This window comes from Halomonas sp. MMSF_3323, from assembly GCF_030733595.1.
Classification (GTDB): domain Bacteria; phylum Pseudomonadota; class Gammaproteobacteria; order Pseudomonadales; family Halomonadaceae; genus Halomonas; species Halomonas litopenaei.
In genome coordinates this window covers 15,412-28,890 of sequence record NZ_JASHIT010000029.1, presented here as the reverse complement: position 1 = coordinate 28,890, position 13,479 = coordinate 15,412, and the positions used below count along the sequence as shown (strand labels likewise).

At 65.7% G+C, this 13,479-nt stretch carries 11 protein-coding genes; 2 read left to right on the top strand and 9 right to left on the bottom strand.

The window, feature by feature from the left end; translation table 11 throughout:
* Nucleotides 1-3: 3 nt before the first annotated feature.
* The 6 genes from RBB39_RS14980 to norR form a co-directional block, all read right to left on the bottom strand.
* On the bottom strand, nucleotides 4-831 hold the full coding sequence (locus tag RBB39_RS14980; RefSeq protein WP_045993520.1) for a CbbQ/NirQ/NorQ/GpvN family protein: 828 nt from the start codon (nucleotides 829-831) through the stop codon (nucleotides 4-6).
* Nucleotides 832-883: 52 nt separating this feature from the next.
* Nucleotides 884-2,224: a cbb3-type cytochrome c oxidase subunit I gene (locus tag RBB39_RS14975; protein ID WP_045993521.1), complete on the bottom strand. Its 1,341-nt coding sequence runs from the start codon at nucleotides 2,222-2,224 to the stop codon at nucleotides 884-886.
* Between the two features lie 82 nt (nucleotides 2,225-2,306).
* Nucleotides 2,307-2,759 (bottom strand): cytochrome c, encoded by a 453-nt coding sequence (locus tag RBB39_RS14970; protein WP_045993522.1) that lies wholly within the window; start codon nucleotides 2,757-2,759, stop codon nucleotides 2,307-2,309.
* A 286-nt stretch (nucleotides 2,760-3,045) separates the two neighbouring features.
* The gene (locus RBB39_RS14965; RefSeq protein WP_045993523.1) at nucleotides 3,046-3,435 is read right to left on the bottom strand and encodes a SirB2 family protein; all 390 of its coding nucleotides are present in this window, start codon (nucleotides 3,433-3,435) and stop codon (nucleotides 3,046-3,048) included.
* A gap of 6 nt (nucleotides 3,436-3,441) precedes the next feature.
* Nucleotides 3,442-4,626 carry an NnrS family protein gene (locus RBB39_RS14960; RefSeq protein ID WP_045993524.1) on the bottom strand — a complete coding sequence of 395 codons (1,185 nt, stop codon included), beginning with the start codon at nucleotides 4,624-4,626 and terminating at the stop codon, nucleotides 3,442-3,444.
* 186 nt (nucleotides 4,627-4,812) lie between these two features.
* Nucleotides 4,813-6,402, bottom strand: coding sequence for a nitric oxide reductase transcriptional regulator NorR (norR, locus tag RBB39_RS14955; protein ID WP_221621218.1), 1,590 nt, complete (start codon nucleotides 6,400-6,402; stop codon nucleotides 4,813-4,815).
* 490 nt (nucleotides 6,403-6,892) lie between these two features.
* Between norR and hmpA the strand changes: the two genes are divergently transcribed.
* Nucleotides 6,893-8,077, top strand: a complete 1,185-nt coding sequence (gene hmpA, locus RBB39_RS14950) for an NO-inducible flavohemoprotein (protein WP_124805204.1) — start codon at nucleotides 6,893-6,895, stop codon at nucleotides 8,075-8,077.
* Nucleotides 8,078-8,281: 204 nt separating this feature from the next.
* Here hmpA and RBB39_RS14945 read toward each other — a convergent pair whose 3' ends face one another.
* The 3 genes from RBB39_RS14945 to RBB39_RS14935 are packed head-to-tail and all read right to left on the bottom strand — an operon-like array spanning nucleotide 8,282 to nucleotide 11,357.
* Nucleotides 8,282-9,796 (bottom strand): tripartite tricarboxylate transporter permease, encoded by a 1,515-nt coding sequence (locus RBB39_RS14945; RefSeq protein ID WP_045993526.1) that lies wholly within the window; start codon nucleotides 9,794-9,796, stop codon nucleotides 8,282-8,284.
* Nucleotides 9,797-9,799: 3 nt separating this feature from the next.
* Entirely contained in the window at nucleotides 9,800-10,339 is a 540-nt protein-coding gene (locus RBB39_RS14940; RefSeq protein WP_045993527.1) for a tripartite tricarboxylate transporter TctB family protein, read from the bottom strand.
* A gap of 46 nt (nucleotides 10,340-10,385) precedes the next feature.
* Entirely contained in the window at nucleotides 10,386-11,357 is a 972-nt protein-coding gene (locus RBB39_RS14935) for a tripartite tricarboxylate transporter substrate binding protein (RefSeq protein WP_045993528.1), read from the bottom strand.
* 670 nt (nucleotides 11,358-12,027) lie between these two features.
* On the opposite strand from RBB39_RS14935, the gene RBB39_RS14930 reads away from it, so the two are divergent.
* Complete coding sequence (locus RBB39_RS14930; RefSeq protein ID WP_239452573.1) at nucleotides 12,028-13,308, top strand: aminotransferase class III-fold pyridoxal phosphate-dependent enzyme; 1,281 nt, start codon at nucleotides 12,028-12,030, stop codon at nucleotides 13,306-13,308.
* Nucleotides 13,309-13,479 lie beyond the last annotated feature (171 nt).

The following is a 13,479-nucleotide window of genomic DNA, read 5'->3' as shown; positions in this document are numbered from 1 at the left end:
TGGCTATCCGAAGGTGGCGGTGACGACGTCCTCGATGCCCTTGAGCACGTCGGGATCGTCACTGAGTGGCTCGAGCAGGGCCGCCCGGGCGGCGTCGAGCACCGGCATGCCGGCCTGGATCAGGCTGGCGCAGTAGATCAGCAGGCGAGTGGACACCCCCTCTTCCAGGTCCTGGCCCTTCATCGCCCGCAGGCGTGCCGCCAGGTTGACCAGGGCCTCGCAGCGCCCACGCGAAAGGCCGCTTTCATGGGCGACGATGTCGACCTCTGTGTCGGCATCGGGGAAGTCCAGCGAGATCGCCACGAAGCGCTGGCGGGTGCTCGGCTTCAAGGTCTTGAGAATGTGCTGATAGCCAGGGTTGTAAGACACCACCAGCATGAAGTCGTCCGGCGCTTCGAGTCGCTCGCCGGTACGTTCCAGCGGCAGCAGACGACGATCGTCGGTCAGCGGGTGCAGCACCACGGTCACGTCCTTGCGCGCCTCCACCACCTCGTCGAGGTAGCAGATGCCGCCTTCGCGCACGGCCCGGGTCAGGGGGCCGTCGGACCAGGCGGTGTCACCGCCCTTCAACAGATAGCGTCCGGTCAGATCGGAGGCGGTCAGGTCGTCGTGGCAGGCCACGGTGTGCAACGGCAGCCCGAGACGTGCCGCCATATGGCGCACGAAACGGGTCTTGCCGCAGCCCGTCGGCCCCTTCAGCAGCAGCGGCAGACGCTGGCGGTAGGCGTGCTCGAACAGCGCGACCTCCTGGCCGGTCGGCTGGTAGAAGGGGATGTCGTCACGCACAGGGTCCTGGTGCAAGGCGCACCGAGACAGGGTTGTTTGGGTCATCAACAGGGTCCTCGAGACCATCGAGGCCGCCTGACGGCGGCCTCGATCGGGTTCAGCTGGCGGACATCGCCGGCTGGCCAGAGGCCGACCGACGGGCCGGACCGAACAGCGCGTAGAGCAGCAGCACCGCGCCCATCGTCACCGCGATGCCGGTGCCCAGGCGCATGGTGTAGAACAGGCCGAGCTGGTCCTGCACCTCCATGTAGTTCATCCCCAGCACCCGCTGCAGATGGGTCTGCACCGCACCGGCAAAGGTCAGGGTGAAGGTCATGAAGCACATGGCCGAGGTCAGGATCCAGAAGCCCCACATGTTGAGCACCTGGTTGAACGGCTGGCTCCGACGCAGCTGCGGCATGGCGTAGGTGATCACGCCGAGGATCAGCATCACGTAGGCACCGTAGAACGCCAGGTGGCCATGGGCGGCGGTGACCTGGGTGCCGTGGGAGTAGTAGTTGATGAACGACAGGGTGTGCATGAAGCCCCACACGCCGGCGCCGAAGAAGGCGACCGTCGGGCAGCCCATGGTCCACAGCATCGCGGCCTTGTTGGGGTGGTTGCGCGACCCCTTCCAGAACATCACGAAGGCGAACACGACCATGGCGAAGAACGGAATCACCTCAAGGGTAGAGAAGATGCTGCCGATGGCCTGCCAGTAGCCCGGCGTACCGATCCAGTAGTAGTGGTGGCCGGTGCCCAGCAGCCCGGAGAACAGCGACAGGCCGACGATGACGTAGAGCCACTTCTCGATCACTTCGCGGTCGACGCCGGACATCTTGATCAGCAGATAGCCGAGCAGCGACGCCATGATCAGCTCCCACACGCCTTCCACCCAGAGGTGAACGACCCACCACCAGTAGACCTTGTCTACCGCCAGGTTGCCGGGGTTGTAGAAGGCGAACAGCCAGAATACCGCCGCCAGCCACAGGCCCAGCATCAACACCAGATTGATGGTGGTCTTGCGGCCCTTGAGCAGGGTCATGCTGGTGTTGTAGAGGAAGATCAGGAAGGACACCGTGATCAGCACCTTGACGAAGAAGGGCTGCTCGAGGAATTCACGTCCCTCGTGGATGCCAAGCTGATAGCACACCAGGGCGGCGACCCCGGCCACCACAAAGATGCCCAGCTGCAGGTAGGCCAGCATCGGGCTATGAATCTCCCGTTCGGCCTCTTCCGGCATCAGGTAGTAGGTGCAGCCCATGAAGCCGATCAATAGCCACACGATCAGCAGATTGGTATGGCTGACGCGGATAATGTTGAAAGGCATCAACTGGGCCAGGAAGTCTGGAAAGACGTAGACCAGCGCAGCCATGATGCCAAACACCAGCTGAAGGGCAAAAAGCCCCATCGCCACCAGGAAGAAGGCGTAGGCCACCTTCTGTGTTTCATATTTCATTTTTCATGTTCCTCCACGGTTTCCCCTCACGCGACGGGTACGCCATTGCGATCTTGTCGATATGTCACGCGAACCCACCGACCTATCCCGATACGTGGGGCGGCCAGTTCTGATCATCGATAGCGTCGGTCCACTCGAGGAAATCGATCAGCGAGGTCATTTCCTCGTCGCTCAGATCGAACTGCGGCATCTTGCGCCGCCCTGGTACGGCCAGCGGCTGAGCGCGCATCCAGGCCGCCAGTCCCGCCCTTGCCGCCTCGGGGTTTTCGCGCCCGTGATAGCGGGTCCAGACATTGGACAGTTCAGGCGCAAAATAGGCCCCCTCACCCATGATGCTGTGACAGTTGATACACATGTTCTTTTCCCACACATGCTTGCCTTCGCGTACCGAATCGGTCAGCGGAAGTGCGCTGGTGGACTCCGTCACGATGTACCAATGACTGTGAGCAGTCAGCGCTACAAAGATCAGGAAAAAGAACAGTGAGCCCCCGTAGAAGATGTTGCGTGCTGCGGATTTTGTCAGACCCTCGGCCATGACCACGTCTCCTCATTGTTTGGCCCATGGTGCCGGAGAGTCAGACCTCCCTGGCCCCGTTGACCATTGTATTGAGGAGCGCTCTTCTATACCTGAGTTAAACACTCGGAATATGATATGCATCACCAAAATTCTTGATTGATTCGCCCCATCAACCACTTAAACAGTCGCCTGGACTATCGGCGATAAACGATGAATTTGACGAGACAAGATGACGACAATATCGCCGCTGCCAGGAGAAAAAACCAACGCCATTGAGGTAAATCAATGCATTGCAATAAAGAGGCTATACCAGCCAGGACAGGACGCTGTGTCGGTGCGCGGCGCCAAGCATATAGACGAAGATCAGCAGCGCCAGACAGGCCGACAGCGCCCGCGTTCGAACGCTGGCACCTCGTCGAAGCGCCAGACTGCCGAAGCCGACATAGGCCAGCAGGGCGGTCAGCTTGGCCGCCAGCCATGGCGTCTGGTGAGGCCACTGGGCGGTGAGCACCATCAGCGACAGCCCCGCCGCCAGCAGCAGGGTATCGAGCAGATGGGGCAGCACACGCACCCAGGGGCGCTTTAGCCAGGAAGAGCCGGCCACCGACCACAGCGCGCGCAGGGCGAAGAGGGCACCGCTGACCAGCGCCAGCGACACATGCAGGGACTTGAGGGTGAGGTAGAGCGGTAACATCTGAGCCTAGCCGTCCTGACCGTCGACACGCGGACTGCCGAGAATCGGCACGTAGTGGGCCAGAAAGATGGCGTAGCCCAGACACCACAGGAGGATGCTCAGGCTGTAGACCCAGTGGGTGACCGAGGGCCACAGCGCCAGCACCAGCGAGCGCGACAGCCCCGCCGCCACCAGCAGGCCCAGAGCCACGCCGATGCCCGGCAGACAGCGCATGGGGCGGCCGGTATGGCCCAGCGACACCCGCGACATCATCGACAGCATCATGGTGCCCATGGCACCCACGGTGATGGCGTGGACACCCAGCTCTGCCCGGCCCACGCCCCACAGCCCCAGGGCCCACAGCAAAAGCCCCAGCGGCACGAAGGCGTAGCTCAGGTGAAGGCTCCACAGCAGGGGTTCACGTCCGGTGGCGCGGCCTTGCCAGCGTATCAGGCGCAGCGGGTGGGCCAGCGCCGCCGCCAGCAGCGCCAGCGCCAGTACGCTGTCGGGCAGACCGCCACCCAGGGTGCGCGTCAGCTGCAGCACCACCGCCAGCGCCAGGCTGCCGAGCGCCATCCCCTCGAGCCAGGGCAGCGCCGGGCGGCGCTTCAGGCCCAGCCGGTTGGCGGTGAACATCGGGATCACCCGTCCCCCCAGCACCCCCATGATCAGCGTCACCAGCAGCACCGCCAGGTAGGACGACTGGCGCACCAGCTCAGGGTCACCCTGGAGCACGCCCAGATGGCTGCCCAGGTTGGCACCGGCGAGGATCGCCAGCACCGGCACGAAGATCAGATTGCGCCAGCGCTTCGCCCGGATCACCATCACCGCCATCACGGCGCAGACGATCAGCAGAAAGCCCACGTCCAGGGCCATCACCAGCGCCTGGGGCAAGACGGGAAAGGCCAGCCCCAGCCGGGCCCCCAGCCACAGTGCGACGAGCCCCAGCAGCGGGGCGCCATGGAGCCCCCTGAGGCCGGTCCAGGTCTGCACCGCGGTCAGCAAGAACCCCGAAACTACCGCCCCCACCACACCGAACAGCATCTCGTGCTGGTGCCACCACAGCATGCCCGCCCGGGGCGACAGCACGAAGATGCCGTGCCAGAAAGCGAGCCACACCAGCAGGGCCACCACGCTGAAGGCCGCCGCCAGCAGGAAGAAGGGACGAAAGGCGAGGCGCGCAAGAGGCAGACGAGCGGCGACGGATGACATGGCGAGTACCTGAGTAATTCACTTGGTCTTGTGAAGTCTGGCCCGCTTTGGACAACATCACCATGATGCACATCAAAGGCACTGCCGATGCCGCAAACCTGACTCACCCTGGCAAGCCCTGCATCTCCCACCCCAGCCCCAACCCCGCGACAGCCTCGCACGCCCTTGGCGATGACCAGGACAGAATCAGGCCTTTAGCCCCAGCCGCCGCGCCAGGCGATGCAGATTGCCGGGGTCCAGCCCCAGCCGGCGAGCCGCCCCTGCCCAGTTGCCTTCAGTGTCCAGGGCCTGCCGGATGCGCTCGCGCTGAAAGGCCTCGGTGGCCTCCCGCAGCGAGGGCTCTCGATCCAGCACCTCGCCCGCTGGACGATCGGCCGGCGACACGGCGCTTCGAGACGTGTCGCCTTGCGCTGCGGGCGCGCCAGTGACCCGGGCTGTCGCCGGCGCCAGCCCCAGGTGCTCGACCTCGATGCGTACGCTACGGCGGCGAGCATCGGGCGTCCCGAGCACGTCCACCGAGGCCAATGCCAACAGCGAGGCACGTGCCAGCAGCGACTCCAGCTCACGTACATTGCCGGGCCAGTGCCAGGCCGCCAGCGACACCCGCGCGGCCTCGCTCAGGCGCAGGTTGCCGACGCCGAGACGCACCCGGTTCTGCTCCAGGAAGTGTCCGACCAGCAGCGCCAGGTCCTCGGGACGCTGGCGCAGCGGGGGTACCTCCAGCGGAAAGGCGCTGAGCCGGTGATAGAGATCCTCGCGAAAGCGTCCCTGGGCGACCTCCAGGGCAAGATCCCGGTTGGTCACCGCGACCACCCGAACGTCGACATGCTGGAGCCGATCGCTGCCCAGCGGCTGGACCTCGCCTTCCTGCAGCACCCGCAACAGCTTCGGCTGCAGCTCCAGCGGCAGCTCCCCCACCTCGTCCAGCACCAGGGTGCCGCCGTCGGCCATCTGGAAGTGCCCGCGATGGTCGCTGGTTGCCCCGGAGAACGCCCCACGCCGATGGCCGAACAGGGCGCTCTCGATCAACGAGGCCGGCAGCGCGGCGCAGTTCACCACCACCAGTGGCCCATCGGCACGTCGCGAGCCGTGATGGAGGGCATGGGCGATGCGTTCCTTGCCGACGCCGGTCTCGCCCAGCACCAGCACGCTCATGTCGGTGGCGGCGACCAGCTCCACCGAGGCCATCAGCTTGCGCATGGCGCCACTGCGCCAGCCAGTCAGCCGACGTGGCAACTGGCCGTGGTCATCGCGCTGCAGGGCGAGCTGCAGGCGGGCGCCGTCCAGGCGCCGGGACAGCCGCAGGCAGGTGCCCAGCAACTCGGCCGCCGCCAGCAGGCCCTGGTCATCCAGCTCGGCCAGCGCCCCCGGGGTCAGGGCGTCCAGTGTGACCATGCCGATCAGCTCATCACCGTCGCGCAACGCCACCCCCAGGCAGTCATGGACAGGGCTAAGACCGTCATCCAGCAGCCCGTCGTAGGGATCAGGAAGGGGCGAGTCCGCGGCAAAGCGGCAGACCCCCGGCGCCTCGGCGATGGCGGCGAGGCGAGGATGCTCGCTCAAGGCGAAGGTCCTGCCGGCCACGCCCTCGGGCAGGCCGATGGTGGCCACCGGCCTGAGACCGGAGCCCTGCGCCACCAGCAACGCGCTGGCATCCGCCGCGGTGGGGGCCACCAGTGATTCGAGCAAGCCCTGCCAGGCCTCGGCGAGCTCGGGGCCCTGCTCATCGCCCAGGCGCTGCAGCAGGGCACGCAGGCGTCGTAGAAAGCTGACCACCTCGAATGTCCTTTTGACTATCAACAGTGTCAAAACGATAGCACTTGCAGTGTCAGATCGACATGCAATCTCGATTTCATTCGCAAGAGTTACCACTGCCCAGGGCGAATACCGGGACAGAATCGGGTCGGAAACGTGGCCGGGAACCGGGCCAGAAAAAAAGGAGCCGGGTAGCGTGACCAGCGCTCTCGACAAGCGCCCTGTGGATCCACACTGCCCGCTCATTACCCGCTCTGGATCACCCACACTGTGGCAAGTTGGCGCACCTCAAGCGAAGCGGCATATCGCTTGCTCCATACAGGGTACAGAAAGGCGACGAGCGATACGCCCCGACCCCGTGGAAGCACCGCAGGTGTCGAGGCATATCAACCGATGCTCTGTTCACAAGCTGTAGAGAAAAAGTAGGCCCAAACGAGCCAGGCCTCCGACGCGGTGAAGGTTTTTTGCCACAGTGGGAGCGCGCTGCGCCATATCCCTGACAGGAGACGCCATGACCACCGCTGCCCAAGACGCCATCATCGATGCCACCGCCCCTCTGGTCGCCGAACACCTCGACGCCATCACCGCCCGTTTCTATCCGCTGATGTTCGAGCGCTACCCGGAGGTCAAGGCGGTGTTCAACCAGGCCCACCAGGCCGACGGTGGCCAGCCGAAGGCGCTGGCGCGAGGGGTGCTGGCCTATGTCGGCCTGCGCCGCCAGCCCCAGGAGGTCATCGACTCGATGCAGACGGTGATCAGCAAGCACGTCTCGCTGGGCATCCAGCCCGAGCAGTACCCCATCGTCGGCGAATGCCTGATGGCCGCCATCGGCGAGGTGCTGGGCGAGGTGGTGACGCCGGAGATCGCCGACGCCTGGGCGGCCCTGTACAACGACCTGGCCGCGCTGTTGATCGCTGCCGAAGCCGAGCGCTACCAGGCCTTCGCCGATCGCCCCGGCGGCTGGCGTGGACTGCGCGAGTTCCGTGTCGCCCAGATCCAGCGCGAGTGCGAGGTGATTCGCTCCTTCACCCTGGAGCCGGTCGACGGCCAGCCGGTGGCCGACGCCGAGCCCGGCCAGTACATCGGCCTGCGTCTGGCGGTGGACGAGGCAATCGTGCATCGCCACTACAGCCTGTCCGGCAGCCCCAACGGCCGTAGCTATCGTATCTCGGTGAAACAGGAGCCGGGCGGTCTGGTCAGCAACTTCCTGCACCAGCAGATGCGCGTCGGCGACACCCTGGAACTGCTGCCCCCCGCCGGTGAGCTGACCCTGGACGATGGCGACGCGCCGGTGATGCTGATCAGCGGCGGTGTCGGCCAGACACCGATGCTGCCGCTGGCGCGCCAGGCCCTGGCCCAGGGACGCCGGGTCTGCTACGTCCACGCTGCCCGGAACATCGACCACCACGCCTTCCGTGGCGAGGTCGAGGCCCTTGCCCGAGACTATCCGCAACTGCTGACCCGGGTCTGCGCCTACGAGGAAGGCGACGGCGGCGACATCAAGGGCCGCCTCGAGCGTGAGCTGCTGGCCCGCCTGCTGCCCGGCGGCGACGCTCAGTGCTACTTCGTCGGCCCGCCGCCCTTCATGAGCGCCATCGACAGCCATCTGGCAGAACTGGGTATCCCCGAGCAGCGCCGTCACTACGAGCACTTCGGTCCCTCGCGTCCGCTCAGCAACAGCAGTAGCGTCGCCTGAGCCGCAGCTGGCTATCTTGTTCGACGTGTCTGCGCTGCGCCGCCGTCATGAAAACTTCGGTCCCTCGCGTCCGCTCAGCAACACCAGTAGCGTCGCCTGACAAGCACGTCTGACCGTCGCGTTCCACTCAGCCCACCACGACAAGGCCGCGCCCGAGGGCGCGGCCTTGTCGTGTCTTGCGGCGGTCTTTCACCAACCAGAGGCTCAGGCGTGCTGTCGCGCCTCGGGCTTTCTCACCACCATGAAGTAGTAGAACACCCCGGTCAGCGCCAGGAAGAACAGGCTGTCGGGACTGGTGAGGAAGATCAGCGGGTTGCCGTCGGACAGCGACAGCGAGCGTCGGCAGTATTCCTCCAGGCTCGGGCCGAGCACGAAGCCGAGCAGCAGGCAGGCCACCGGATAGCCCTGGCGCCGCAGCAGGAAGGCGAGCACCCCGAACACCAGCGCCAGTCCCATCTGGAAGATCGAGTAGGTAGCCACGTAACAGCCGACCAGCGCGATCACCGCGATGCTGGCGTAGAGCACATCGCGGCGGATCGAGACGATCCGCACGAACCAGGGCCCCAGCACGTAGAGCGTCAGCGGCACCATCACCAGGGCCGCCACCAGCAGCGCCATGAACATCGGTGCCACCAGCGCAAGCTGACTGTCGAGGAACTGCGGCCCGGGCTGCAGACCGTTGATCACCAGCACGCCCAGCACGATGGCGGTGGTGGGATCACCGGGAATACCGAACGACAGCATCGGCACGAAGGCGCCGCTGCACATGGCGTTGTTGGCGCCCTCCGCCGCCGCGATGCCTTCCACCGAACCCTTGCCGTACTTCTCCGGGTGGCGTGAGCTGCGCATGGACTCGGCGTAGGCGACAAAGGCCGCCATGGAGCCTCCGGCGCCCGGCAGCACGCCGACGCTGTAGCCGATGATGGCGGTCTTGACGTAGCGATAGACGCCGATTTCACGCACCTCGTGCCAGGGTGGAATAAAGTCCCGGCGGCGAATGACGCTGGCCTTGATGGCGTCGACCTCGACGGTGCGCGAGGCGCGGTTCTGCGACTGCACCAGCAGCTCACTGACGGCGAAGGCGCCGATGACCAGCGGCATGATGTCGATGCCCTGCATCAGCACGCCGGTGCCGAAGGTGAAGCGGGTGACCGGCTGCATCACGTCGATACCGACGGTGGCCACCATCACCCCCAGGGTGGTGGCGACCAGGCCCTTGGAGATGGCCCCACGTTGGGAGATGACGATCACGATCAGGGCGAAGGCGATCAGCGAGAACTTGCCCGGTGTGCGAATCAGCAGCGCCGCCTCGGTGGCCAGCGGCGCCATCACCATCAGCATGATGGCACCCAGGGCGCCGCCGATCATCGACGCCAGGGCGGCATGGCCCAGCGCCTTGGCGCCCTCGCCCCGCTGCTGCATGGGGTAGCCCTCTATGGCGGTCATCATCGAGGCCGGGGCACCGGGAATATTGATGGTGGTGGCGGTGATGCTGCCACTGCACATGCCGGCCATGAAGATGGCGGCGCAGGCGACCAGCGCCGCGGTGATGTCGAGGCTGTAGGTCAACGGCAGCAGCAGGGCGATGGCCAGCATCGAGGTGAGCCCCGGCACGGCGCCAAAGAAGGTGCCGATCAGGTAGCCGCCGATCAGGTAGGGCAGGATGTCGGGCTGCATCAGCACGGCAAGGCCCTTGGAGAGTTCGATCAGATAGTCCATGGGTCAGATCCAGGGCGTCGGCAGGCGAACCTGGAACACCAGCTCGAAGAGCCCGTATCCCAGCAGGGTGATCACGCCGGCCACCAGCGCCTTGAACCCAAGCGCCTGCGGCGAGGGCCGCCCGGTGGCGAAAGCCAGCGTCATGCTGAAGGCGTAGAGGAAGGTGGCGATGAAGTAGCCAAGGTGGGCAAACAGGGCGATATAGACGGCGGTGAGCAGGGTGACCGCCACCGGCCCTCGCCACGCCGCCACCTTTGCATCTCCATGGTCGTCGCCTCCCTCGTCGCTTTCCCCGGCGCCGGCCTCGCCACCAGCCTCGCCACTGGCCGCCTCGCGTCGATCGGCGAGGATCACGCCACCCAGCGCCAGCAGCATGACCACGGCGAGCGCCACCGGGAAGAAGGAGGCGGTCAGGGCCCCGTTCTTGATGGGCGGGGCGATCTTGAACGCCTCGAGCAGATAGATCAGGGTCAGGGCCAACAGGCAGACGACGACACCTGTCGGCCCCGTCAGCCAGGTCCCCAGGCGGGAGAGCGATTTCATCGGGAGTCCTCCGGAAAAGAGCCGCCACCGCGGTGGCGGCGCGGGCTTACTGGCCGATCAGGCCGGCTTCCTTCAGCTCGTCCATGCGTGCGAACAGCTCACCCTGGGTCTGTTCGGCCCAGTCCTCGACCTCATCGGTGCCCAGCCAGTTGGGGGTGACACCGACGTCGACCAGCCAGGTCTGGAATTCCTCGCTGTCGTAGGCCTGCTGATAGGCCGCCTCGAGGGCCGTCACGGCGTCGTCCGGCGTATTGGCAGGCGCCGCCAGGATCACGAAACTGCCCATCTGGATGTCGTAGCCCAGCTCGGTTGCCGGGGGCACGTCGGGGAAGCTCTCGCTCTGGACGTCGGTGAACTCCACCAGGCCACGGGCGTCACCCGCCGAGATCAGCGATTCGAAGTCACCGAGGCTGGTCAGCGCCAGGTCCACCTCGCCGTTGAGCAGGGCCTCCTTCTGGGGCGCCGCACCACCGGGATAGGAGACGATCTTGAACTCCACCTCGGCCTGGTCCTGCAGTTGCAGCAGCGTCAGGTGGGTCCGCGAGCCCATGTTCTGAATACCGGCGCGGATCTCCCCGGGCGCGGCCCTGGCGGCTTCGATCAATGCCTCGAGGCTATCGAAGCGCGAATCCTCCGGCACCACGACGGCGTCCGGCTCACTGGTGATCCGCGCGATCAGATCCAGCTTGTCGATATCATAGCCGGCCAGCATTCCCTGCCACGGGATGGTGACGACGCTGTCGTAGGTCAGCGCGATCAGGGTGTAGCCATCGGGGCGCGCGCCCAGCGCCTGCACCAGGCCGTTGGCGCTCATGCCGCCTTCGATGTTCTCGACGTAGACGGTGCCCCCCAGCGGCTCCTCGGCCAGGTTGGAGATCTTGCGCACGATACCGTCGGTACCGCCGCCGGCGCCCCAGGGCACGATCATGCGAACGTCGCGCTCCGGATAGTCCGCCGCGACCGAGGCACTGGCGACCAGCGCCAGGCCACCCAGGGTCATGCTCATCGACTTGCGCATCTCATCCACTCCTTGCCACCGTCAGGGCAGTGTTTGTTGTTGGCTTGCGGGGACGGCCGACGCAACGCGGTGTGGCCGTTCCTGTGGGGACTGCTGCTCTTGTGGTTGCTGCTCTTGTGACGACTACTTCGGCTTTTGCACTTAAGGTATTACATCATACAAAGTATTCGTGTACCCAAGATAGCCAGAGCATGACGACTGCGAAATGCGACTTTAGTGAGGGATATCCGTCTGTCGGCGCGGCATCGGGCGCCATAAGAAGGCGCTTCATCAACTGGGCACCACAAGAAGGCGCGGTCCTCGAGTGCGATAAAGACTTTACCGCCACGCTGGAGCATGACCTTGTCTAGACGCGCCAGGACAGCAGCTCCGCACCGCCAGGACCCGCAGGCACCGTCGCCCCAGCCAAGGCTGGAGGGCCTCGACTGACAATGCACCTGGTCCCTGTCATGGAGACCATGGTGCCGAGCCAGCAATCGCGTTAGCAAAACCCAACCTGAACGAAAGCAGAGCATGATTTTATTAACCTGACTTCCGGTCCATGCTGAGTCCATGTCCGCCCTGCGGCCCTGACTGGAGAATCGCCATGCTGACCTTCGACACCCTCGATACCCATCCCGACGCCCACGCCGAGCGACCTGCGGGGGCCGGGCTCAACCATCACTACTGGATGCCGTTCACCGCCCACCAGGACTTCCACCAGCATCCGCGGATGATCCAGGGCGCCGAGGGCCGCTACTTCATCGACGACCGCGGCCGCCGGGTGTTCGATTCGCTGTCGGGTCTGTGGACCAGTGGCGCCGGGCACAACCGTGAAGAGATCCGCGAGGCGGTGGCCCACCAGCTTGGCAGTCTCGACTTCGCGCCGAGCTTTCAGGTGTCCCATCCGCTGGCCTTCAAGCTGGCCGAGAAGGTCGCGAGCCTGACCCCGACGGGACTCGACCATGTGTTCTTCACCGATTCCGGCTCCGAGTCCGCCGATACCGCGCTGAAGATGGCCAAGGCCTACTGGCGACTCAAGGGTCGCCCGGAAAAGACCCGCATGATCGGCCGGGCCAAGGGCTACCACGGGGTCAACATCGGCGGCACCAGCCTTGGCGGCATCGGCGGCAACCGCAAGCACTTCGGTCAGTTGCTGGACTCGAGCCACCTGCCCCACACCCTGCAGCCGAACCAGGCCTTCACCCGGGGCCAGGCCGAGACCGGGGCCGAGCTTGCCGATGCGCTGCTCGAGCAGATCGCGCTGCACGACGCCTCCAACATCGCGGCGGTGATCGTCGAGCCAATGTCCGGCTCCGCCGGGGTCATCGTGCCGCCCAAGGGCTACCTCGAGCGGCTGCGCGAGATCTGCTCGGCCCACGACATCCTGTTGATCTTCGACGAGGTAATCACCGCCTTCGGTCGCAGCGGTGCGCGCACCGGCGCCGAGGCCTTCGGCGTCACCCCGGATCTGATGACGGTGGCCAAGCAGATCACCAACGGCTGCGTGCCGATGGGTGCGGTGATCGCCTCTGGCGAGATCCATGACACCTTCATGCACGCCGGCGGCCCGGGGCACGCCATCGAATTTCCCCACGGCTACACCTACAGCGGACATCCGGTGGCCTGCGCCGCCGCCCTGGCCGCGCTGGACCTGCTCGAGCGCGAGGACTTCCCGGCCCAGGTCAGGGCCATCGCCCCGGCCTTCGAGGATCGCCTGCACGCCTTGAAGGGCCGCTCCCATGTGGTCGACATCCGCAACTTCGGCCTGGCCGGGGCGATCCAGCTGGCCCCGCGCGACGGCGATCCGGCCATCCGCCCGCGCGACGCTCACCTGGCGCTGTGGGAGGCCGGCTTCTATGTGCGCTTCGGCGGCGACACCCTGCAGTTCGGCCCTCCATTCGCCACCACCGAGGCCGAGCTCGAGCGCCTGTTCGACGCCGTCGCCGAGACCCTCGACCGGCTCGACTAAGTCCGCTTGACTGGGGCCGCTCGACTAAGTCCGCTCGCCTGGGGCCGCTTGCCGGTACCGAGCGCCCGGCTTATCCACCTGAAACCGACAGCCTGTGGACAACCTTTACACCCACTGTTCACAGCGTTATCCACAGCGCGGACGGGCCATGCCCGTCCGCCCTTTCGACAC

What these genes read in the sequence shown, in the direction of transcription:
- RBB39_RS14980 (WP_045993520.1), bottom strand. Translation starts at nt 831, where the DNA reads ATGACCCAAACAACCCTGTCTCGGTGCGCCTTGCACCAGGACCCTGTG.
- RBB39_RS14975 (WP_045993521.1), bottom strand. Translation starts at nt 2,224, where the DNA reads ATGAAATATGAAACACAGAAGGTGGCCTACGCCTTCTTCCTGGTGGCG.
- RBB39_RS14970 (WP_045993522.1), bottom strand. Translation starts at nt 2,759, where the DNA reads ATGGCCGAGGGTCTGACAAAATCCGCAGCACGCAACATCTTCTACGGG.
- RBB39_RS14965 (WP_045993523.1), bottom strand. Translation starts at nt 3,435, where the DNA reads ATGTTACCGCTCTACCTCACCCTCAAGTCCCTGCATGTGTCGCTGGCG.
- RBB39_RS14960 (WP_045993524.1), bottom strand. Translation starts at nt 4,626, where the DNA reads ATGTCATCCGTCGCCGCTCGTCTGCCTCTTGCGCGCCTCGCCTTTCGT.
- hmpA (WP_124805204.1), top strand. Translation starts at nt 6,893, where the DNA reads ATGACCACCGCTGCCCAAGACGCCATCATCGATGCCACCGCCCCTCTG.
- RBB39_RS14945 (WP_045993526.1), bottom strand. Translation starts at nt 9,796, where the DNA reads ATGGACTATCTGATCGAACTCTCCAAGGGCCTTGCCGTGCTGATGCAG.
- RBB39_RS14940 (WP_045993527.1), bottom strand. Translation starts at nt 10,339, where the DNA reads ATGAAATCGCTCTCCCGCCTGGGGACCTGGCTGACGGGGCCGACAGGT.
- RBB39_RS14935 (WP_045993528.1), bottom strand. Translation starts at nt 11,357, where the DNA reads ATGCGCAAGTCGATGAGCATGACCCTGGGTGGCCTGGCGCTGGTCGCC.
- RBB39_RS14930 (WP_239452573.1), top strand. Translation starts at nt 12,028, where the DNA reads ATGCCGTTCACCGCCCACCAGGACTTCCACCAGCATCCGCGGATGATC.